This window comes from Brachybacterium sp. NBEC-018 (genome assembly GCF_024860185.1).
Classification (GTDB): Bacteria; Actinomycetota; Actinomycetes; order Actinomycetales; family Dermabacteraceae; genus Brachybacterium; species Brachybacterium rhamnosum.
The window spans coordinates 863,435-885,175 of the sequence record NZ_CP100650.1 but is presented as its reverse complement, the minus strand read 5'-3'; the positions used below and the strand labels follow the sequence as shown (position 1 = coordinate 885,175).

The window sequence follows — 21,741 nt, the reverse complement described above, 5'->3', positions numbered from 1 at the left end:
GCACCCTCCGCGGGCCGCTCCGGGCTGTGCCATGCTGGATCGCGGCGCGACCGGGAGAGCCCGGCCCGCCTGGTGTGCCGGGAAGTCTGGTCGGCGTCGGGATTACTCTGCCCTGAAGCAGCCCGGCCCCCGCCCCGCCCCGCCAGGAGTCCCCATGACGTTCCCCGCCTGGTCCATCGCCCCCTTCGTGCTGATGCTCGGGGCGATCGCGATCGCCCCGCTCGTCCCCGCCCTCGCCAAGCACTGGGAGCACCCGCGCAACCAGCTGCTGTGGTCGCTGCTGCTCGGCGTCCCCGTCACGATCGGCGTGCTGCTCGCGGGCCGCGGTGACCTCGTCACCGTCGCCGGCGTCGAGTACCTGCAGTTCATCGCGCTGCTCTTCGCGCTCTTCGTCGTCTCCGGCGGGATCTTCCTGCGCGGCGACATCGCCGCCACCCCGCGCACCAACACGATCTTCCTGGCCGTGGGCGGCGTGCTCGCGAGCTTCATCGGCACGACGGGGGCGGCGATGCTGCTCATCCGGCCGCTGCTGAACACGAACGCCGAGCGCCGGCACACGGCGCACACCGTCGTCTTCACGATCCTCATCGTCGCGAACTGCGGCGGGCTGCTCACGCCGCTGGGCGACCCGCCGCTGTTCCTGGGCATGCTGCGCGGCGTGCCGTTCACGTGGACCCTGCACCTCGCCCCGATGTGGCTGTTCGTCAACGCGCTGCTGCTGCTGACCTACTGGGCGCTGGACCGTCGGATCATCGCCCACGAGCGCCCCGAGGACGTCGCGGCGGACCGCACGCACGTGACCCCGCTGCGCCTCGCGGGGGCGAGCAGCCTGATCTGGTTCGCGGTCATCATCGTCGCCGTCGCCGTCATCCCCTCCGTGGACGGCCACGAGCTCGCCGAGGGCCACGCCCACGGCGCGGGCCTCGTGCCGTGGCGGGAGATCGTCATGGTGGGCGCCGCCCTGGCCGCCCTCCGCTTCGGGAATCGGGCCGTGCGCTACGAGGACAACCAGTTCGAGCTGGGCCCCATCAAGGAGGTCGCCGCCCTGTTCATCGGCATCTTCCTCACGATGGTGCCGGCGCTCGAGGTGCTCCGGAACGCCGCACCGAAGCTCCCCTTGAACGAGATCACGCTCTTCGTCTTCACGGGCGGCCTGAGCGCCGTGCTCGACAACGCCCCCACCTACGCGACCTTCTTCGAGATGGCGACGCAGCTGCCCGGGGAGCCCCGCGTCGCGGACGTCCCCCAGCTCTACCTGGTCTCGATCTCCCTGGGCGCCGTGCTGTGCGGCGCGATCACCTACATCGGCAACGGTCCGAACTTCATGGTGAAGTCCGTGGCGGAGTCCCGCGGCGTGCAGATGCCGAGCTTCGGCGGGTACGTGCAGCGCACCTTCATGTACCTCGTGCCGGTGCTCGTCGCGATGGTGCTGCTGTTCATCGCCCAGTCCACGTGGACCACGATCGCGGGCGTCTTCCTCACGGCGCTGCTGCTGGCCCGCATCACCCACCTGTTCGTCACCTTCGACGGCACCGTCGGCGTCGCGCTCCTGGACCCGGACGTGCGCGCCTCCCTGCCCGGCCGCCCGCTCCCCCGCGGCGCGGCGGAGCGCGACCGACCCGTCGGCGCCCTCGAGCCCGGCCACCGCGAGGACTGACCGCCCGTCCACCCCGACCCTGCACCAGGAGCCCGGATGAACGACCGCCACTCCCCCGTGACCGCCCCCGCGACCGCCCCCGCCCGCCGCTCGGAGCGCATCCTCGAGCGCGGCACCTACCGCGAGTACCTCCGCATCGAGCAGATCCTCACCCGTGAGACGACGGGCGGCCTCGTGCTGCTCGCGGCGACCGTGCTCGCCCTGATCCTCGCCAACTCCCCCGCCTCCGGCGCCTACGAGGCGCTGCGCGACCAGCACGTCGGCGTCGACATCGGGGACTTCCACCTGCGCCTCACCCTGGGCCACTGGGCGGCCGACGGTCTGCTCGCGATCTTCTTCTTCCTCGCGGGCCTCGAGCTGAAGATGGAGTTCCTGACCGGCGATCTCCGCTCCCCCGGCAAGGCGCTCGTGCCGATGGTCGCCGCCGCGGGCGGCGTGGCCGTGCCGGCGCTGCTGTTCGTCGCGATCACCGCGGCGGGCCCTCCGGGGGCGCTGCAGGGCTGGGCGATCCCCGCCGCGACGGACATCGCCTTCGCGCTCGCGGTGCTCGCCCTGCTCGGCTCGCACCTGCCCACCGCGCTGCGCACCTTCCTGCTCACCCTCGCGATCGTCGACGACCTCATCGCGATCATCATCATCGCCGTCTTCTACACGGCGGATCTGCGCCTGGGCTACCTCGCTCTCGCCCTCATCCCGATCGCCCTGTACGCGCTCGTCGCGCACCGCGCGGAGTGGCTGTTCAAGAAGCACTACGGCGCGGCCTGGCTCGTGCTGCTGCCGCTCGGGGCGATCACCTGGGCGCTGTTCCTGAACTCGGGCGTGCACGCGACCATCGCGGGCGTGGTGCTCGCCTTCATGATCCCGGTGCGCTCCCGCTCCCGGTACGGGGCGCGCTACTCCCTCGCGCAGACCTTCGAGCACCGCTTCCGCCCGCTCTCCACGGGCGTCGCCGTGCCGGTCTTCGCGTTCTTCAGCGCGGGCGTCGCCGTGGGCGGAGTGAGCGGCCTGCTCGACGCGTGGTCGAGCCCCGTCGCGATCGGCATCGTCGTGGGCCTCGTCGCCGGGAAGATCCTCGGGATCGTCGGCGCCACCTTCCTCGTGACGCGCCTGCGCGGCGCGCACCTGGACCCGGACATCCGCTGGGTGGACCTCGTGGGCATGGCGGGCGTCGCCGGGATCGGCTTCACCGTGTCGCTGCTGGTGACGGAGCTGAGCTTCGACCCCTCCGATCCCCTGCACGCGGCGGCGAAGGTCGGCGTGCTCACCGCTTCGGTGCTCGCGGCCGTCGTCGGCGCGGCGGTGCTGCTGCCCCGCAACCGCCGCTACCGGCGGATCGCGGAGCGGGAGGCGGTCGACGCGGACGCCGACGGCGTGCCCGACGTCTTCGCCCCCGAGCCGCCCGCAGGCCCCGGCTCCGCGGCCGACGAGGCACCCCCGGGCGGCGCCGCCCGCTGAGAGCACGAGGCCCCGTGACGCATGCTCGCGTCACGGGGCCCCGATGCTCGGCGGCGGCCGGGTCAGCCCGCCTTGAAGGCGATCTGCTTCTCCTGGCGCATCCGGTAGAGGAACGCCGCGGTCGCGTCGCGGTTCATCGGGTTCGACGGGCGGAAGGTGCCGTCGGACCAGCCGGTGGAGATGCCCTGGTCCTTGAGCCAGGCGATCTCCTTGGCGAACTTCCGGCTCGGCTTCACGTCGGTGAACGGCGCCTTCGAGGGGGCCGCGACGTCGGGTGAGCCCGCGTAGCGGTAGACGAAGGCGGCCATCGCGTCACGCGTGATCGACTGCGTGGGACGGAAGGTGCCGTCGCTCCAGCCCTCGGCGATGCCGTTCTGGAAGGCCCAGATGATCGCGTCGTAATGCTCCTGGCCCTTCTTCACGTCCGTGAAGGGCTCCGAGCGCGGCGGCGTGACCTTCGGGGCGCCCGCGAGGCGGTGCAGGAAGGCGGCCATCGCGTCGCGGTTCACGGGGGTCGTCGGGCGGAAGGTGCCGTCCGGGTAGCCCTTCGCGATCTGGTTGTCCCACGCCCACACGATCGCCTCGTAGTGCTCCTGGCCGGGCTTGACGTCCGTGAAGGGGCTCGTGGAGGTGGTCGGGAGGATCTGGACCACGGTCGGCTTGGGGCCGGTGCCGCCGTCGTACTCGGGGAACATCGAGGTGGGCTCGTCGAAGGTGCCGTCCTCGCCCGGGTGCTGTACGGAGACGAAGGCGGTGCGGTCCTTGTCGCGCACGATCGGGCCGCAGGTCTCCGCCTGGGCGGGCATGGAGGCGAACTGCTCGACGCGGCCGCGCTCGTCGCCCTCGAGGGTCACGCGGAACAGGCCGTCGTTGTAGCCGATGCCGTCGGGGGCGCCGTCGGTGGAGATCCACAGGTTGCCGACGGAGTCGAAGGCCAGGTTGTCCGGGCAGGAGATCGGCGAGACCTTCTCCGCCGGGTAGCCGCCGAAGTAGGTGCCCTGGTCGGTCTCCGGGTCACCGCACACGAGCAGCAGGTTCCACGCGAAGCTCGTCGAGGTCTGGTCGCCCTTCTCGTCGATCTCGACGACGTGGCCGTCGCGGTTCTCGGTGCGGGGGTTCGCCTCGTCCGGGCCGGCCTTGCCGTCGGTGCCGCGGTTGGAGTTGTTCGTGCAGGCCACGTAGACGCGGCGGGAGCTGAGCGAGGGCTCGACGTCCTCGCAGCGGTCCATCTTGGTGGGGCCGACCTTGTCCGCGGCGAGGCGGGTGTGGACGAGCACCTCCTCGACGCTCATGCCCTCGACCTTGGACTCGCCGGCGACGACGAGCGGCAGCCACTCGCCGGAGCCGTCGAAGGCGCCGTCGGAGGGGAGGTCGCCGGTGCCGTCGATCTCGGAGGCCGGGGAGTTGCCGGAGAACTTCGCGACATAGAGGTCGCCGCTCTCCAGGAGGGTCATGTTGTGCTTCTTGTTCCCCTCCTCGTAGTAGCCCTCCGAGACGAACTTGTAGAGGTAGTCGAAGCGCTCGTCGTCACCGGAGTAGGCGACGACCTTGCCGTTCTCCGCGACGATGACGTTCGCGCCCTCGTGCTTGAAGCGGCCCAGCGACGTGTGCTTGCGCGGGGTCGAGCTCGGGTCCCACGGGTCCACCTCGACGATCCAGCCGAAGTGGTTCACGGAGTTCTCGAGGCCCTCGGTGGTCGCGTCGAAGCGGGGGTCGATCTCCTGCCAGCCGCGGGCGAGGTCGTTCTCGCCGAGGCCGTAGCGCTTGTCCTCGGCGGAGGTGCCGGCGGTGCGGAAGTAGCCGTTGAAGTTCTCCTCGCCGGAGAGCAGCGTGCCCCAGGGGGTGAGGCCGCCCGAGCAGTTGCCGAAGGTGCCCTCGGTGTGGCGGCCCTTGGGGAACTGGGAGGTCTTCAGCAGGTCGGAGCCGACGGCCGGACCGGTGAAGTCGTACTCGGTGTCGGAGAGGAAGCGGCGGTTGTACTCGCTGTCCACGACCGGGGCGTAGGGCGCGGTGCGGGAGTCGCGCTTCAGCTCGACGACGGTGAGGCCGTGCGCGGCGAGGGTGACCTCGGCGAGGGTCTTCGGGTCGGTGGAGTCCGGGAACATGATGTTCTCGTTCGTGTACTCGTGGTTCACGAACATGAGGGCGCGCTTGCCGTTGCTGCCCGGGATCTCCTGGATCTCCGTGTAGTCGTTGTTGTAGCCGAACTGGCGGGCCTGCGCCTCGCCCGACTGCGCGTTCCAGTCGAAGTCGGGGGCGTCGGACCACAGCTTCGCGCCCCAGGAGATGACCGGGTGCCAGGAGAAGCCCTCGGGCACGACGAAGCTGTCCTGCGTGTAGTCCACGGGCGCGATCGCCTCGAAGTCGAGCTTGCTGCCCTTCGGCGCGGCGGCCGCGGGGGCCATGCCGCCGAGGCCCCCTGTCGTGCCGGCGACGCCGATCGCGAGGGCCCCGGCGGCGGTGCCGCCCAGGAGCAGGCGGCGGCTCAGGACGCCGGAGACCACGTCGCGGAAGTAGTCGTTGTGCGAGGAGTTGCAGGTCTCCTTGGTGCACGCGTTGCCGCACTTCAGGGCGCAGGTCACGGCGGAGCGCTTGCCCCGCACGTGATCCTTCATGAGCAGGGGGAGGTCGATGAGGGCCACGAGGGTTCCTTCGCTGTCGGGGAGGGTTCCCGCCGGCACGGGGCGGCGGGCCGTCGTGACTCTCCGTCAGCAAAGTGAGGGGCAGAGCACGGGAAGGCGACAGCGAGGTGAACACTCGCCCCCGACTGCCCCTTCCGGGCACGACGAAGCCCCGTCGGCAGCTGCCGGCGGGGCTTCGTGGATGCGGTGACGCGGCCCGCTCAGGGACGGCGGGGCGCGACGAAGCCCTCGGGCTTCACGAGCACCACCGGCGAGGTGGACTCCATGACCACGCGCTGCGAGGTCGAGCCCAGCAGGATCTTCCCGATCGGGGTGCGGCGGCGGATGCCGAGCACCACGAGGTCCGGGCGCGTCGCCTCGATCGCGTCGAGGATGTCGTCCGCCGGGTCGTCACGGCGGGCGACGGTCTGGATCTCGACCTCGAGGCCGGTCTCCGTGAGCCGCTCCGGGAGCGGACGGGGATCGGTCACCGCGCGGCCCTTGCGGGGATCCGGGCCGGCCTCGGAGGCCAGCACGAGCAGGCGGGCGCCGCGGCGCTCCGCCTCCTCGACGGCGAAGTCGAGCGCCGCCTCGCTCGTGGCGCTGGGGACGTAGGCGAGCAGGATCGTCGGGGTCGACGAGGTGGGGGTGGAGGACATGGCAGCTCCCGGTGATGGAGGAGGGACGGGACGGGTGTCAGTCGCGACCGATGTCGTCGGGGTGGTGGAAGCGGGTGCGCCGCGCCTTGATCGCACTGTTGTAGATCCAGGTGGCGATGTAGAGCACGAGGCCCACGGCCAGCAGGCCGCCCGCGATGACGTAGTTCTGCGCAGGCTGCGCGAGCGGCGTGATCAGCGCGAAGGAGGTCGCCGCGCCGATCCACGGCAGCACCGTGGGGGTGCGGAAGTGGCGGTTCTCCACCTTGTCCTTGCGCAGCACGAGCACCGAGACGTTCACGAGGCCGAACACGGCCAGCAGCAGCAGCGCCGTGGTCCCGCCGAGGGCGGCGATCGTGTCCTCCGCGAGCACGTAGCGCACGGACAGCACGAGGACGAAGGCGAGCACGGTCGAGAAGACGATGCCGGCCCACGGGGTGCGGCGGCTCGCGAGGACCCCGCGCAGGAAGCCCGGCAGCACGCCCTGCTTGGACATGCCGTAGAGCAGGCGGGAGGCCATCATCATGTTGATGAGCACCGTGTTCGCGACCGCGAAGATCGAGATGAACGCGAAGATCGTGTCGATCGGGATGCCGGGAGCGCCCACCTTCACGACCTCGAGCAGCGGGGTCGTCGACTCGGTGAGGCGGCCGATCGGCACCACCGCGACCGCGAGGATCGAGATGAGCACGTAGATCACGCCGGTGATCGACAGGCCCGTGATGAGGGCCTTCGGGAAGTTCTTCACCGGGTCCACGGTCTCCTCGGCCATGTTGACCGAGTCCTCGAAGCCCACCATGGAGAAGAAGGCGAGGGCCGTGGCGCCGATGACCGCCATGAACATGCCCTTCTCGTCCTGCGTCTCGAAGAGGATGACGCGGGAGAAGTCCGCCTGGCCGCGGGCGACGGTGAAGAAGCCGACGATGATGACGAGCGCGAGGCCCGTCATCTCGATGCTCGTGAGCACCACGTTCGCCTTCACGGACTCGGCGACGCCGCGCAGGTTCACGAGCGCGACGATCACGAGGAACGCCAGGGCGATGCCGGTGGTGAGCGGCGCGGCCGCGTCACCGAGGCTCTCCTCGAGACCGAAGGCCTTCAGCACGTTCTCCGCGAGGAAGATCGCGCTGTTGGAGGCCGACGTGATGCCGGAGGAGAGCACCGCGAACGTCACCATGAAGGTGAGGAAGTGGATGCCGAAGGCCTTGTGCACGTACAGCGCCGCACCGGCGGCCTGCGGGTACTTGGTCACCATCTCCACATAGGAGAGGGCGGAGACCATCGCGACGGCGAAGGCGACGATGATGGGCAGCCAGCCGGCGCCGCCGACCTCGCCGGCGACCTTTCCGGTCAGGGAGTAGACACCGGTGCCGAGGATGTCACCGACGATGAACAGCAGCAGGAGCTTGGGCGTGATCGCCTTCTTCAGCTCCGGCTGGTCGCTCGCGCCCTCGGTGGGGGGCGCCTGGCGCGGGGATGCGCTCATGGGGGAAGCTCCGTCCGCTCGGGGAGAGGGTGGGGGAACTTTACCCCACGGTGTCCCCGGTCACGCGCGTGGGCAGGCGCTGGGTGCGCACCCAGAGACGGGAGGCGTCGGAGGAGATCGCGAGCAGTCCCAGCACCGAGGCACCGGCCGCGGCGAGCGCCGTGTGGGTGACGTCCCCGGCCGTCGTCGTGGACACGGCGAGCCGGGTGATCGCGGTCGCCGCGAACAGGCCCATGAGCACGATGCGCGACCAGCGGCTGCGGCGCAGGATCCCCACCATCAGCACGAGCTGGGCCGCGGCGAGGATCCCGACGGGCAGCAGCGTCGAGCGCTCGGGGAACATGACCTCCGCGTCCGGGAACCGCTGGGAGAGATCGGCGCCGGCGAGCATCGACACGCCCTGCACGGCGAGGAGGACGGCCTGCAGGAGCACGAGACCCGCGGTGAACAGCACCGTCGGCGGCGGGAGGTGGTGGTCCACGGCGCCCGCGACGGCCTCGTGGATGTCGTCGACCGTGCCGTGCCACTGGGAGGCGAGCTCCCCGGGGCGCACGGCCGCGGCACCCTTGGGGCCCACGCCGGCCCGCGCACGGGCGGCGGCGAGCGCGCTCTGCGTCGCCGCATAGGCGCGGGCCTTCATGACGGTCGTGCCGGTGGGTCGGTGACGCGGCAGCATCATCGCGGTCGCGCCGTCGGAGCGGGCGGCCGCACCGCCCACGTCGATGATCGGGAGGTCGCCGTCGGTGCGGAAGCGGTCGCCCTGCCCGTTGCGCGAGTGGTACGCGGTGGAGAAGCCCTCGATGACCTCGACCTCGATGTCGCGGTCCGCGAAGCTCAGGGTGTCGATGAGGTAGTCGCGCTCGACGTCGATGTTCTCGTCGATGCGGTGCGTGATCTGGAGGGTGAAGAAGGAGAAGCCGACGGCGCGGTCGTAGGTGCCGGCGGCGAGCCAGTCGCTGCGGTACCCGCCGGGCAGCACGAAGTCCGGCGGCATCCTCCAGAACCGCACGTGATGGCGCTTCGTCGTGGTGCCGCCCACCTCCTGCTGGTACGTGAAGTCGTGGCGGCGGCCCATGAGGTAGAGGTCGGAGACGGGCGCGGCCGGATAGGAGCGGCGCAGCAGCGTCGAGCGGATCATGTCCCAGGCGGAGCCGACGGTCCGCTCCTCCGCGAGCACCCACCCCGCGCGGCGCATGGCGACGTGGAGGTCCTCCTCCGGGCCGTCGAGCGCGACGTTCACGGGATCGGAGAGCACCCCCTCGGTGGTGCGCGTGCGGCCGAAGAAGTAGTCCGGCAGGTACATCCAGGTGAGCACCTGGTGCAGGCGCGGCAGGGTGATGTACGTCAGCAGCACCCAGAAGCCCACGAGGTACAGCAGCCGCGCCGGCGTGAGCGAGATGCCCTCGAGCAGGTAGAGCACGCCGAGCCACACCGAGACCACGAGGCCCGCGACGATGAAGAGGGTGTCCAGCAGCGCGTACAGCTCGAACCGGCCGCCGACCGGGGAGTGCCCGCGGTCGTGGTCGTACCCCGGCGGCTCCTCGGGAACGGGGCGCTCGAGCGGCGACAGGCGCGCGCGGCGTGCCGGCGTCACCCGGGGCGTCCCGGCCTGCTCGAGGTCATGCCCCCATCGTAGGGCCGACGCACGGGACCGCCCTGGGCGCGCCCGCCGCGCGGCCCCCACGACCCGCTTCGCCCCCGTCGCCCCCGTCGGCCCCGTCGGCCCCGTCGGCCCCCCGCAATATTGGCACCTGAGGGAGCAAGGCGAGGCGAACATGCTCCCTCTGGCGCCAATACTGCGCAGTGCCGGACCGGGCGACGTGATGCGCCGGCCAACCATCTGCCCCGTCGACCCACCTGCCCCGTCGACCCCGGTGCCCCCGCGGACCACGGGACCTCTTCGTACGGGTCGGCCCCTCAGAGGCGGGACCCGTACGAAGAGGTCCCGTACCCGCGAGGAGCCGGGGGGCGGACGGAGCGGCTGGCGGGGCGGCGGACGGGGCGGCGGGACGTCCTCGCGCAGGTCGGGCCCTCAGGAGCGGGACCCGCGCGAGGACGTCCCGTACCCGGGAGGGGCCGGGGGTGGGCGGGGCGGTGGGCGGGAAGCGGCGACGGCTCAGGCGGGGCGGCGGGCGGCGCGGGCGACCTGGACCGCGCCGAGCAGGCCCAGCAGCAGGAAGAGCGCCGCCCCCGCGAGGGCCGTCCGGGAACCGTCGGTGAAGACGAGGTCGAGCTGGGCGATCGCGGTGCTGCTCGCGGCGCCGTCCAGGGCGGGGAGCACGGAGCCGGCGGTGTCGGTGAGCGCCTGGCCGTAGCGGGCCGCCTCGCCGGTCAGGCCGTTCGCCCCGGAGGCGAGGCCCGCGCCCAGCAGCGCACCGGAGATCGCGGTGCCGAGCGCCGTGCCGAGCTGCCGCACGGTGGACTGCGTCGCGGCGCCCTGCCCGGACTGCGCGACCGGCACCGGGGCGAGAACGGTCGAGGTGAGCTGGGCGGAGGCCAGACCGAGGCCCAGTCCGTAGACCACGAGCACGACGACCAGCAGGGCGATCGGGACGCCCGGCCGGAGCACCCCCGCGAGGACGCTCACGCCGAGCAGCTCCGCCGCGAGCCCCACGATCACGGTCGCGGGGGCGCCGATCCGCGCGGCGAGGTGCCGGGCGGCGCTGCCGGAGGCGAAGGCGCCGAGCGCCATGGCCGCGAGCACCAGGCCGGAGGCGAGCAGGCCCAGCCCCTCGACGTCCACGAGGTGGAGGGGCAGCACGAACAGCAGGCCGAACTCCCCCACGGCGACGGCCGCGGCGGTCACATTGCCCCAGGCGAAGCCGGGCAGGCGGAAGAGGGTGAGGTCCAGCAGCACCCCGCGGCCGGCGGCGGCGCGACGGGCCTCGACGAGCACGAAGACGGCGAGCAGCGCGAGACCGGCGAGGATCAGCACGGGGGTGAGGGAGAGACCCGCGGGGCCGGTGAGGCTCAGCGGTCCGATCGCGAGCGGGGCCTGCGCGGTCCACCAGCCCAGCGTCGTCCCCTCGATGATGCCGATGACGAGGGCGGCGAGGCCGGCGGCGCTGAGCAGGGCGCCCGGCAGGTCGAGCCGCAGCGCCCGGAGCCCTGGCGGTGCGACGGCGCCCACCGCGCATGCCGCACCCGCCGCGCCCGCCGCGCCCGCTGCGCCCACCGCGCCTGCCGCGCCCTGGGTCCCCGCGCCGCCGTCGGCCGCCTCCTGCCGGGTCTCGGGGACCCAGGCGAGGGTGCCGGCGATGACGAGGGCGCCGATCGGGACGTTGACCGCGAAGATCCACGGCCAGGAGAAGGAGCTCGTGAGCCAGCCGCCGAGGAGCGGGCCGAGGGCCGCGGCGCCGGCCATGACCGCGCCCCAGACGCCGAAGGCGGCCGCGCGCTCCTTCCCGCGGAAGGTCGCGTTCACGGTGGAGAGGGTCGAGGGGAGGATGAGCGCGCCGCCCACGCCCTGCACGAGGCGTGCGCCGATGAGCGGGCCGGCGCCGCCCGCGAGCGCGGCGAGCACGGAGCCGGCGACGAACACGGCGGTGCCGGCGAGGAGGAGCCGTCGCCGGCCGATCCGGTCGCCGAGCCGGCCGACGACGAGCAGCAGCGCGGAGAGCACCGCGGCGTAGCTCGCGGACACCCATTGCGCGTCGGCGAGGTCCAGGCCCAGGTCACGGATGATGTCCGGGAGGGCGACGGCGACGATCGAGCCGTCGATGACGATGAGCGCGAGGCCGGCGGCGAGCACGCCGAGCGCCTTCCAGCGGCGGGGGTCCGCGGCGGGGTCGGGCGCGACGGCGAGCGCGGGGGCGACAGGGGCGGTGGGGTCGGGGGCGGCCTGCGCGGTCGCCCCGGGGGCGGGGCGGTTCGTTCTCATGGCCCCCACGTTATGACGCAGCGTCAGATACTGCCATCGTCCGAAGGGTTGATCCCGCCCGGCGCCCGGCGCGTACGCTCGGCGGCGATCCCCCTGTCCCTGAGGAAAGGTGCTCCCATGCCCGCCGTGCCCTCCGTCCCGCTCAACGACGGCCGCTCCATCCCCCAGCTCGGCTACGGCGTCTTCAAGGTGGACGCCGAGGTCACCGCCGATGTCACCGGCCAGGCCCTGCGCGCCGGCTACCGCCACGTCGACACCGCGAGGATCTACGGCAACGAGGACGGAGTGGGCCAGGCGCTGCGCGACTCCGGCCTGCACCGCGACGACGTCTTCGTCACCACCAAGCTCTGGGACGACGCCCACGCCCACGACGACGCGATCGCCGCCGCCGAGGCCTCCCTCGAGCGCCTCGGCATCGAGCAGATCGACCTCTACCTCATCCACTGGGCGGCCCCCTCGCAGGGGAAGTACCTCGAGGCATGGAGGACGCTCATCGAGCTGCGCGAGCGCGGCCTGGTCCGCTCGATCGGCGTCTCCAACTTCCCGCTCCCCCAGCTCGAGGAGATCATCGAGGCGACCGGCGAGGTCCCCGCCGTGCACCAGATCGAGCTGCACCCCTACTTCCCGCAGACCGAGCTGCGCGAGGTGCACGCCCGCCACGGCATCGTCACCGAGTCGTGGGGCCCGCTGGGCCAGGGCAAGTCCGACCTGCTCGAGAACCCGGTGATCACGGAGGCGGCCGCCGCCCATGACGCCACCCCCGCGCAGGTCGTGCTCGCCTGGCACCTCGCGCACGGCATCGTCGCGCTGCCGAAGTCCGTCACCCCGGAGCGCATCGTGGAGAACCTCGCCGCGGCGGAGCTCCGGCTCACCGCCGAGGAGATCGCCGCGATCGACGGCCTGGACCGCGGCGAGGCCGGCCGCGGCGGCACGGACCCTGCCACCAAGTGACCCGCTGACGGCGCCGACGGGCCCGTCGGCCCCCGCGCTCAGTAGTACACGGCGAGGGGGCCGTCGGGCCCGTCGATCACCTGCACGTCCGTGTCGAAGACGCGGCTGAGCAGCGCCCCGTCCATGATCTCGGCGACCGGCCCGGACTCGACGACCCGCCCGTCCTTCATCGCGATGATGCGATCCGCGTAGCGGGCCGCGAAGTTCACGTCGTGGAGCACCACGACGATCGTGCGGCCCAGCTCGTGCGCGGCCGCGTGCAGGCGGCGCATCATCTGCACGCTGTGGCGCATGTCGAGGTTGTTCAGCGGCTCGTCCAGCAGCACGTACTCCGTGTCCTGGGCGAGGACCATGGCGACGTAGGCGCGCTGGCGCTGCCCGCCGGAGAGTTGGTCGAGGTAGCGGGACTCGAGCTCCTGCAGGCCCAGGAAGTCGATGGCCTCGCTGATCTTCTGCTCGTCGGCCGCGGTGAGGCGTCCCTGCGAGTGTGGGAAGCGGCCGAAGCCCACGAGCTGGCGCACCGTGAGCCGCGTGATGAAGTGGTTCTCCTGGCGCAGCACGGAGAGGACCTTCGCGAGATCCTTCGAGGCGGTGCGGGAGACGTCGTACCCGGCGACCTCGATCGCGCCCTCGTCGATCCCGAGCAGCCGCCCCACCATCGTGAGCAGGGTGGACTTGCCCGCACCGTTCGGGCCCACGAGGGCGGTGACGCCGCCGGCGGGGATCTCGAGGGTCACGGGACCGATCTCGACGGTCCCGTCGGCGGAGCGGTAGCGCTTGCGCACCGTGTCGATGGTGATCACAGACGGCCCTTCCGCAGCAGCACGACCAGGAAGACCGTGCCGCCGACGAGCTCGATGATGACGGAGACCACGCCGCCGGCGTAGAAGACGTGGTCCATGACGAGATAGGCGCCGGCGAGCACGACGAAGCCGAGCAGCACGCCGAGCGGCAGCAGCAGGCGGTGCGCGTGGGTGCCCGCGAGCTGGTAGGTGAGGGTCGCGACGAGGAAGCCGAAGAAGGTCATCGGTCCCACGAGCGCGGTCGAGGTCGCCATGAGCACGGAGACCAGCACGAGGACCAGGAGCGTCTGCCGGCGGTGGTCGACGCCCACGTTCAGGCACACGTCCCGCCCGAGGGCGAGGACGTCGAGCCTCCGCGCGCTCAGCCAGATCCCGGCGCCCGCGATGCCGGCGAGGCCGATCGCCCAGGGCAGGTACTCGACCCGCGCGTTGGAGACGGAGCCGAAGAGCCGCGCGGAGAGCACGTCGAACTCGCTCGGGGTGAGCAGGCGCTGCATGAAGGAGGAGATCGAGCCGAGCCCGCCGCCGAGGATGATGCCGATCAGCAGCATGACCTGCATGTCCGCGTAGCGGCCGCGCAGCAGCCAGCCGTAGAGCAGCATCGACAGGCCCACCATCGCGGCGACCTGGAGCAGGAACTGCCCGGTGCCCTGGATCGCGACGACGCCGGCCACGCCGAGCACGTAGACGGCGGTGGTCTGGATCGCCGTGTAGAGCGACTCGAAGCCCAGCAGGGATGGCGTGATGATGCGGTTCGCGGTCACGGTCTGGAAGGCGATCGTGGCGGTGGCCTGGCAGAACGCGGCGATCAGCATCGTGGTCACGGAGGTGGCGCGCATCTGCGCGATGAGCCGGAAGCCCTCGCTGCCCGGCGGCATCGGGTTGCCGACGGCGAGCAGGGCGTAGGCGCAGCCGCCGGCGGCGAGCAGGAGGGCGCCGAGCACGATCAGGTAGCGGCGGCGGGAGCGGGCGTCCGCGAAGGCGCCGGAGCCGCTGCGTGCGACGGGGGCGGCGGGGGCCGGGCCGACGGAGCCGACGGTGCCCATGACGGGATCCGCGATCGGGGCGGTCACGCGCTCAGCCACGTCGGCGCTGCCGCAGGAGGAGGGCGATGAACACCGCGGCGCCGACGACGCCGAGGATGAGGGAGACCGGCACCTCGAAGGGCATGATGACGATCCGGCCCACGAGGTCGCACAGGGTGACCACGCCGATGCCGAGCAGGCACACCCACGGCAGGTTCGAGCGCAGGTCGTCACCGCGCAGCATCGAGACGATGTTGGGGACCACGAGCCCGAGGAACGGCAGGTTGCCGACCACCACGGTGACCACGCCGGTCGCGACGGCGACGAGGGCGGTGCCCGCGAGGACCATCCGCCGGTAGCTCACGCCGACGCTCGTCGCGACGTCCTCGCCGAGCCCCGCGACGGTGAGGCGGTCCGCGAGGACGAACACCGCGACCGCGACGAGGGCGACGACCCACAGCACCTCGTACTGGCCGCGCAGCACGGAGGTGAAGGAGCCGGCGAACCAGACGCCGAGGATCTGCAGGGCGTCGAACTGGAGCGCCACGAAGGTCGAGACGGAGCTGACGACCGCACCGAGCATGAGCCCGATGATCGGGACGATGAGGGAGCTGCGCAGGGTGACCCGCTGCAGCACGGCGAAGAAGACCATGGTGCCCACGAAGGCGAAGACCACGGCGACGCCCATCCGGGTGAGCAGCGAGGACTGCGGGGCGACGATCATGACGGCGATGAGGCCGAGGCCCGCCCATTCGGTGGTGCCGGTGGTCGAGGGCTCGACGAAGCGGTTCTGCGTGAGCAGCTGCATGACCAGGCCGGACATGGCCATGGCGGCGCCGGCGAGGACGAGCGCGATCGTGCGGGGCACGCGGGTGATGGCGAACATCTGCGCGCCGTCCTCCGCGCCGAGGTCGTAGACGCCGGTGAACAGGGAGGCGACGAGCAGGGCGCCGACGACGGCGAGGCCGATCAGCAGCTTCGCGTCGAGGAGGCGCTCACGACCGCGCCGGCGGGGTGCCGGCGCGGTCGCGGGTCGCGCGATGGTGGCGCGGGAGGTCATGCGGGAGGTTCCTGCCCGGGGGCTCAGGCCTTCTTCTCGAGGGCGTCGGCGAAGCTCTCGAAGAACTCGGTGTAGGTCTGGATGCCCTCGTTGGTGTAGGTGTCCTCCGGCATGTAGAGGATGTTGCCCTCGGTGACGGCGGTGACGCCGGCGAGCGCCTCGGAGGCCTCGAGGACCTGCGCGGCGGGCTCGTAGGAGGGGTCGTCGGCGCTCACGGCGGCGTCGCGGTCCATGACGAGGATCCAGGCGGGGTTCGCGGAGGCGATCGCCTCGACGGAGATGTCGTCGCCCTGGTGGTCGTCGCTCGCGCCCTCGACCTCGAGCGCGGGGACCAGGCCGAGGGCCTCGAAGGTCCAGCCGAGGGTGCGGCCGGCGCCGGGGGCGATGAAGCCGATCTCGCCGCCGGAGACGTTGACGGCCATGACGGTGGAGGAGCCGTCGTAGGCGGCCTTCACGCGGTCCATGGCGGCGTCGAGGCCGGCGCCGAGGTCCGCGGCCTCGGTCTCCTTGCCGAAGATCGTGCCGAGGGCGGTGACCTGGCGCTTGAGCTCGTCGGCGAAGGGCTGGTCGTCGCGGGGGTCGAGCTCGAGCACGGTCGCGTCGGGCGCGAGGCGGGCGAGGTCGTCGTGGAACTGGGTGAAGCGCTGCCCGTTGATGATGAGGGTGGGCTGGGCGGCGACGACGGCCTCGAGGTCGGGCTCGCGGTGGTTGCCGAGGTCGACGATGGACTCGTCGTCGCGGTAGCCGATGGTCGTGGGCATGAGCGCGCGGGCGGCGGCGGTGAGGGTGACGCCCCAGTCCTCGAGGGTCTCGAAGGTGCGGTTGTCCGTCGCGACGACGGAGGCGGGCGGCGTGGCGATGGTCTGGGTGCCGTTGTTGTCCTCGATCTCGACAGTACCGACGGAGCCGGCGGCGCCGCCGGCGTCGGAGGCGCCCGCGGCGGCGTCGGTCGCGGCGTCGGACCCGCCGCAGGCGGCGAGGAGGAGGCCGAGGGCGCCGGCGGTGGAGGCGGTGCCGAGCGTGCGACGGGACAGGACGGTGGTCATGGAGGGGCCTCGGTCTTCGTGCGGGGCGGGAAGGTGGGGTCCCCTCCTTGGAGGGGCGTACTGAGGCTAGCCTCACCTCGCACTATTTCGCCAGTCGACGCTTTCCTTATTGGACCGTCTGGACGGTGATCGTCGTCTCACCACGGATCCGCCCCGGCAGCACGCCGTCGAGCAGGAGCACCACGAGCGGCACGAGCACCAGCGAGGCGAGGACGTCCGTCGGATGGTGCACCCCGAGCGCGACCCGGGACCAGGCGGTGGCGAGCGCGAGCACCACGGCCGGCACGACGAGCACCGCGCGCACACGCCCCGCGGGCACGGCGAGCAGCAGCGCCCCGCCGAGCGCGACGGCGATCGCGGTGTGCCCGCTCGGGAAGCTGCTCGAGCCCGGCACGGGGACGAGGAGAGCGACCAGGGGATCCGCCTCCGGCCGCGGCCGGCCGACGAGCAGCTTCACGAGCTTCGCGGCCGCCCAGGGCAGGGCGACGAGCGCGGCGGTGCGCAGTCCCGCCGCGGGCCGGCGCCGCAGCACGGCGACCAGGACGGCGAGGAGGAGGCCGAGCACGGCGGCGGGAACGGGTGACAGCCCCACGTCCAGCAGCAGTGCGAGGCGGGAACCGGGCGAGCCGGACTCGACGTGCAGGTGGTCCAGGAGCAGGTCGTCGAATCCGTCGAGCACCCCGGTCGCGAGCAGCATCCGCCCCACCGCCGCCGCGGCGAGCACGAGGAGGACGATCGCGAGCCCGCGGAGGAGCACCGCCCGCGCGGGAGACGAGGGGCCGGGCGGCGGCATGGGCGGCGGGGACTCGTCGGGCATGGGCACCAGGATGCGCCCTCGCGCCGTCGGCCGTCCGGGTTCCGGGGTGAGCGGGCCCACAGGGCCGACCCGAGGTCTCCGCTGGACATTTTCGTGAGGGTCGCCTTACTTTTTGATCGACGACCCGCTGGGGGCCGCCCGATCCCTTCCGGAGTGCCACCGCATGTTCCTGCCCAATCTGCTGATCGCCCTGCGCGAGGGCCTCGAGGCCTCGCTCGTGGTGGGCATCCTCGTGGCCTATCTGGTCCGCTCGGACCGCCGGGACGTGCTGCCGCGACTCTGGGCCGGAGTCGCCCTCGCCGCGATCGTGCCGCTCGCCGTCGGCGCGATCCTCACCTGGGGACCCAAGACCCTCACCTTCCAGGCGCAGGAGATCCTCGGCGGCACGCTCAGCCTCGTCGCCGTCGCGCTGACCACCTCGATGATCTTCTGGATGTCGAAGAACGCCCGCGCGCTCAAGCAGAAGCTCGAGTCCGGGCTCGAGAAGGCGCTGCGGGACGGCCGGGGCTGGGGCGTCGTCCTCATCGCCGCTGTCGCCGTGGGCCGCGAGGGCGTCGAGACCGCGCTCATCCTCTGGGCGACCGTGAAGTCCTCCGTCGCGAGCTCCACCTGGGTCACGACCGCCGGGATCCTCACCGGCTTCGCCGTCGCGATCGTGCTGGGCGTGCTCATCTACCGCGGTGCGCTGCGGCTGAACCTCGGCACCTTCTTCACCTGGACCGGCGGCCTGCTGATCCTCGTCGCCGCCGGCATCACCGCCTACGGCATCGGCGACCTGCAGGAGGCGGGCGTGCTGCCCGGCCTGAACGACCGCGCCTGGGACCTCTCCGCCGCGCTGCCCGCCCCGAGCTCCCCGATCTACTGGCTGTACGTGCTGCTCGGCGCCATGTTCCAGCTCAACGTGAACCCCACGGTGCTGCAGGTCGTCGGCTGGTTCGTCTACCTCGTGCCCGTCGGCACCCTGTTCGTCCTGCGCACCCGCGCCCCGCGCCGCCCCTCCCCCGTCGCCCCCGCGGGCGCCCCTCCCGTCGACGCCTGACCGGCCCCTCGGCACCCTCACCCCGACTCACCCTGCGCGACCCCGTCGCCCGAACCACCGGAGCACCATGACCGCCTCGTCCCGCACCCTGCCCTCGCGCCGCCTCCTGCTGGGGAGCCTGCCGCTGCTGGGCCTCGCCCTCGCCGCATGCACCGACAACCCCGGCGTCGCCTCCTCCTCCGCCTCCGACGGCGGCGGCGCGACCGGCGCGGTCACCGTGACCCTCACGGACGACGCGTGCGAGCTCTCCACCGCGTCGGTCCCCTCCGGCCAGGTCACCTTCACCATCACGAACAGCGGCACCGTGCCCAACGAGTTCGAGATCCTCGCGGAGGACAAGCTGCGGATCATCTCCGAGAAGGAGAACATCGGCCCCGGTAGCAGCGTCGAGCTCACCACCTCCCTCGCGGAGGGCTCCTACTTCACGGCGAGCAAGCCGAACATGGTGGGCGCCCTCGTGGGCACCGCCGCCTTCACCGTCACCGCGGGCGAGGCCGTCGAGGTCGACGAGGACATCGCCGCCCTCGAGGAGAAGGCCGTCGCCGACTACACCGCGTACATCAAGGACCAGGTGGGCCTGCTGGTGACGAGCGCGAAGGAGTTCACCGACGCCTACGTGAGCGGCGACCGCGAGCTCGCCCGCTCGCTCTTCGCCCAGGGCCGCCGCCCCTACGAGCGCATCGAGCCCACCGCGGAGGCCTTCGGCATCGAGGAGGCCGGGGACCTCGACATGGCGATGGACGCGCGCGTCCAGGACCTCGCCGCGGACGCCGGCACCGAGGTCACCGACCCCTCCGTGCTCGAGGGCTGGACCGGCTGGCACCGCATCGAGGCGGATCTCTTCACCGAGGACGGCTCGCCCTTCTCCTTCGCCGACGACGCTGCCCGCAAGGCCGCCGCCGACGACCTCAACGAGAACATCCAGACCCTCTACGACATCGTCTACGGCAAGCGCACGGGCCTCGGCGGCGCGGCCTTCACGATCACGCTGAACGACGTGGTCCAGGGCGCGCAGGGGCTCATGGAGGAGGTCGCGACGGGCAAGATCGTGGGCGAGGAGGACACCTTCTCCCACACCGACCTCGACGACTTCCAGGCGAACCTGCAGGGCGCCCAGGTCGCCTACGGGAACGTGCAGGCCCTCGTCGTCGCGAAGGACGAGGCGCTGGACAAGGACATCTCCGAGCGCTTCGACGCGGTCCAGGCCGAGCTCGACAAGCACACCGACGGCACCACGCCCGACGGCGAGCCCGCCTTCGTGGACTACTCGACCATTGCCTCCGTCCAGGAGGACGCGGGCGAGGCCCCCGGCGACGACTCCTACACCGACGCCCAGCGGGCGATCTCCGACGCGGTCAACGCGCTCTCGGAGAGCCTCTCGCAGGTCGCCGGCACGATCCTGCACTGAGCGACGGGGCGGGGACGGTGGATCGGCAGCATCAGGAGGAGGTCCCGGAGGTCGGGACCTCGGCCGACGGGACGCCCGAGGGCGTGCGGCCCACGAGCGGGACGAGGGCCGACGGCGCGGCATCGGCGTCGGCGTCGGCGTCGGCGTCGGCCGACGGTTCCGCGCGCGCGGGCGGCGCCCGCTCGGGCGGCGTGGGCCGCCGCGGTCTTCTCGGCGCCGCCGGCGGCGCCCTGCTCGCGGGCGGTCTGCTCGGCGCGGCCGGCATGCGCGCCGCGGACTCCCACGGCGGCTCGGGCGAGGTGGGCTCCGCGGACCCGCTCTCCCGCTCCCACCCGCTGCGCGGGGAGCACCAGTCCGGGATCACCACCGCCGCCCAGGACTACCTGTTCACGGCCGCTTTCGACGTCACCACGTCGGACCTCGAGGACCTCCGCACCCTCATGGCGGACTGGAGCGTCGCCGCGGAGCAGATGACCGCGGGCGAGCTCGTGGGCGGGGAGCCGGACCCGAACCCCTACGCCGCCCCGCGGGACACCGGCGAGGCCTGGGGCTACCCGCCCAGCTCGCTCACCATCACCGTGGGCGTGGGCCGCGGGATCTTCCTCGGCGCCGACGGGAAGGACCGGTTCGGCCTGGCCTCCCGGATCACCGAGGTGCTCGAGGCGGGCATGCCGACCTTCGCGAACGAGGCGCTCCAGGAGAAGCACTCCGGCGGCGACATCATCGTGCAGGCCTGCGCGGACGACGCCCAGGTCGCGATGCACGCGATCCGCAACCTCACCCGCATCGCCTTCGGCACCGCGGCGCTGCGCTGGACCCAGATCGGCTACGGCCGCACCTCGTCCACGTCGACCGCGCAGGAGACCCCGCGGAACCTCTTCGGCTTCAAGGACGGCACCCTCAACGTCAAGGCGGAGGACGGCGCCGACGTGCTCGCCGAGCACCTGTGGGTCGCCGAGGGCGACGACGGCGGCGACTGGCTCTCCGGCGGCACCTACCTCGCGCTGCGCAAGATCCGCATGCACCTCGAGGTGTGGGACCGCCTGCAGCTCGGCGACCAGGAGGCGACGATCGGCCGGGACAAGCGCTACGGCGCCCCGCTCTCCGTCGCGGACCCCGCCGCCTCCCGCGCCGAGTTCACGACCCCGGACTACGAGGCCTCCGAGGGCGGGTCCCCGCTCATCCCGGCGGACGCCCATATCCGCCTGGTCTCCCCCGAGAACAACGACGGGGCCCGGATGCTGCGCCGCGGCTACAACTACACCGACGGCTCCGACTCCCTGGGCCGGATCGACGGCGGCCTGTTCTTCGCGGCCTTCGTGCGGGATCCGCGCGCCGGCTTCTACCCGATCCTGGACCGCATGACCAGGAGCGACGCCCTCACCGAGTACCTGCAGCACGTGGCGAGCGGCCTGTTCGCGATTCTCCCCGGGATCGGGACCGGGGAGACGATGTTCGGGCAGCGCCTCTTCGGCGTGCCCGGCTCCGCGGTGCCCTCGGCGGGCTCGACCGCCTCGGATGCCGGCGGCGCCTCCGACTCCGGCGCCTGACGGCCACCTCCCTCCCCCTGGGTCCCGGACCTCCATCTCCCCTGAGCCCCGGACCGCCATCTCTCTCTCCCCCCCCCAGGCCCCGCCCCGCACCCCCTCCCGTTGTCCGTTTGCGCGCCTGGGTTCCACGAACGGAACACAGGCGCGCAATCGGACACGGGTGAGGGGCGGCGGGGGCGGGCCCGCCGCGCTGCGGTCCGCACGAGGAAGATGTCCGATTGCGCGCTGGAGAACCTTTCGTGGAAGCACGGCGTGCAATCGGACACGAGTGAGGACCGACTGGGGCC

Annotated in this window: 16 protein-coding genes; 6 read left to right on the top strand and 10 right to left on the bottom strand. The window is 72.4% G+C overall.

From position 1 onward, the window contains the following. The first annotated feature begins 154 nt into the window (after positions 1 to 154). Together NLU66_RS04040 and nhaA are read left to right on the top strand one after the other, a co-directional pair. Positions 155 to 1,657: a sodium:proton antiporter gene (locus tag NLU66_RS04040; protein WP_259361659.1), complete on the top strand. Its 1,503-nt coding sequence runs from the start codon at positions 155 to 157 to the stop codon at positions 1,655 to 1,657. 36 nt (positions 1,658 to 1,693) lie between these two features. Beyond that, positions 1,694 to 3,112: a Na+/H+ antiporter NhaA gene (gene nhaA, locus NLU66_RS04035; protein WP_259361658.1), complete on the top strand. Its 1,419-nt coding sequence runs from the start codon at positions 1,694 to 1,696 to the stop codon at positions 3,110 to 3,112. A gap of 62 nt (positions 3,113 to 3,174) precedes the next feature. On the opposite strand, the gene NLU66_RS04025 is transcribed toward nhaA, so the two are convergent. The 5 genes from NLU66_RS04025 to NLU66_RS04005 all read right to left on the bottom strand — a co-directional run bounded on the left by NLU66_RS04025 (position 3,175) and on the right by NLU66_RS04005 (position 11,755). Then, a complete protein-coding gene (locus NLU66_RS04025; protein ID WP_416232179.1) occupies positions 3,175 to 5,754 on the bottom strand; it encodes an alkaline phosphatase PhoX in 2,580 nt (859 codons plus the stop codon). Positions 5,755 to 5,954: 200 nt separating this feature from the next. Further along, positions 5,955 to 6,392: a universal stress protein gene (locus NLU66_RS04020; RefSeq protein ID WP_259361657.1), complete on the bottom strand. Its 438-nt coding sequence runs from the start codon at positions 6,390 to 6,392 to the stop codon at positions 5,955 to 5,957. 37 nt (positions 6,393 to 6,429) lie between these two features. Further along, a complete protein-coding gene (locus tag NLU66_RS04015) occupies positions 6,430 to 7,875 on the bottom strand; it encodes an APC family permease (RefSeq protein ID WP_259361656.1) in 1,446 nt (481 codons plus the stop codon). Positions 7,876 to 7,915: 40 nt separating this feature from the next. After that, positions 7,916 to 9,469 (bottom strand): LssY C-terminal domain-containing protein, encoded by a 1,554-nt coding sequence (locus NLU66_RS04010; protein ID WP_259361655.1) that lies wholly within the window; start codon positions 9,467 to 9,469, stop codon positions 7,916 to 7,918. 522 nt (positions 9,470 to 9,991) lie between these two features. After that, positions 9,992 to 11,755, bottom strand: a complete 1,764-nt coding sequence (locus NLU66_RS04005; protein WP_259361654.1) for an MFS transporter — start codon at positions 11,753 to 11,755, stop codon at positions 9,992 to 9,994. A gap of 117 nt (positions 11,756 to 11,872) precedes the next feature. On the opposite strand from NLU66_RS04005, the gene NLU66_RS04000 reads away from it, so the two are divergent. Then, entirely contained in the window at positions 11,873 to 12,706 is an 834-nt protein-coding gene (locus tag NLU66_RS04000) for an aldo/keto reductase (RefSeq protein WP_259361653.1), read from the top strand. Positions 12,707 to 12,744: 38 nt separating this feature from the next. Here NLU66_RS04000 and NLU66_RS03995 read toward each other — a convergent pair whose 3' ends face one another. The 5 genes from NLU66_RS03995 to NLU66_RS03975 all read right to left on the bottom strand — a co-directional run bounded on the left by NLU66_RS03995 (position 12,745) and on the right by NLU66_RS03975 (position 17,457). After that, a complete protein-coding gene (locus tag NLU66_RS03995; protein WP_323374442.1) occupies positions 12,745 to 13,509 on the bottom strand; it encodes an ABC transporter ATP-binding protein in 765 nt (254 codons plus the stop codon). Continuing rightward, the gene (locus NLU66_RS03990) at positions 13,506 to 14,555 is read right to left on the bottom strand and encodes an iron chelate uptake ABC transporter family permease subunit (RefSeq protein WP_259362537.1); all 1,050 of its coding nucleotides are present in this window, start codon (positions 14,553 to 14,555) and stop codon (positions 13,506 to 13,508) included. Before NLU66_RS03990 ends, NLU66_RS03995 begins: the two co-directional genes overlap by 4 nt. Before the next feature lie 31 nt (positions 14,556 to 14,586). After that, positions 14,587 to 15,594 carry an ABC transporter permease gene (locus NLU66_RS03985; protein ID WP_259361652.1) on the bottom strand — a complete coding sequence of 336 codons (1,008 nt, stop codon included), beginning with the start codon at positions 15,592 to 15,594 and terminating at the stop codon, positions 14,587 to 14,589. 23 nt (positions 15,595 to 15,617) lie between these two features. After that, positions 15,618 to 16,640, bottom strand: coding sequence for a siderophore ABC transporter substrate-binding protein (locus NLU66_RS03980; protein WP_259361651.1), 1,023 nt, complete (start codon positions 16,638 to 16,640; stop codon positions 15,618 to 15,620). 106 nt (positions 16,641 to 16,746) lie between these two features. Continuing rightward, positions 16,747 to 17,457, bottom strand: a complete 711-nt coding sequence (locus NLU66_RS03975) for a phosphatase PAP2 family protein (protein WP_259361650.1) — start codon at positions 17,455 to 17,457, stop codon at positions 16,747 to 16,749. 163 nt (positions 17,458 to 17,620) lie between these two features. On the opposite strand from NLU66_RS03975, the gene efeU reads away from it, so the two are divergent. From efeU to NLU66_RS03960, 3 genes are all read left to right on the top strand, one after another. Next, positions 17,621 to 18,496, top strand: coding sequence for an iron uptake transporter permease EfeU (gene efeU / locus NLU66_RS03970; protein WP_259361649.1), 876 nt, complete (start codon positions 17,621 to 17,623; stop codon positions 18,494 to 18,496). 67 nt (positions 18,497 to 18,563) lie between these two features. Then, the gene (efeO, locus tag NLU66_RS03965) at positions 18,564 to 19,904 is read left to right on the top strand and encodes an iron uptake system protein EfeO (RefSeq protein WP_259361648.1); all 1,341 of its coding nucleotides are present in this window, start codon (positions 18,564 to 18,566) and stop codon (positions 19,902 to 19,904) included. Between the two features lie 17 nt (positions 19,905 to 19,921). Continuing rightward, a complete protein-coding gene (locus NLU66_RS03960; RefSeq protein ID WP_259361647.1) occupies positions 19,922 to 21,454 on the top strand; it encodes a Dyp-type peroxidase in 1,533 nt (510 codons plus the stop codon). Positions 21,455 to 21,741 lie beyond the last annotated feature (287 nt).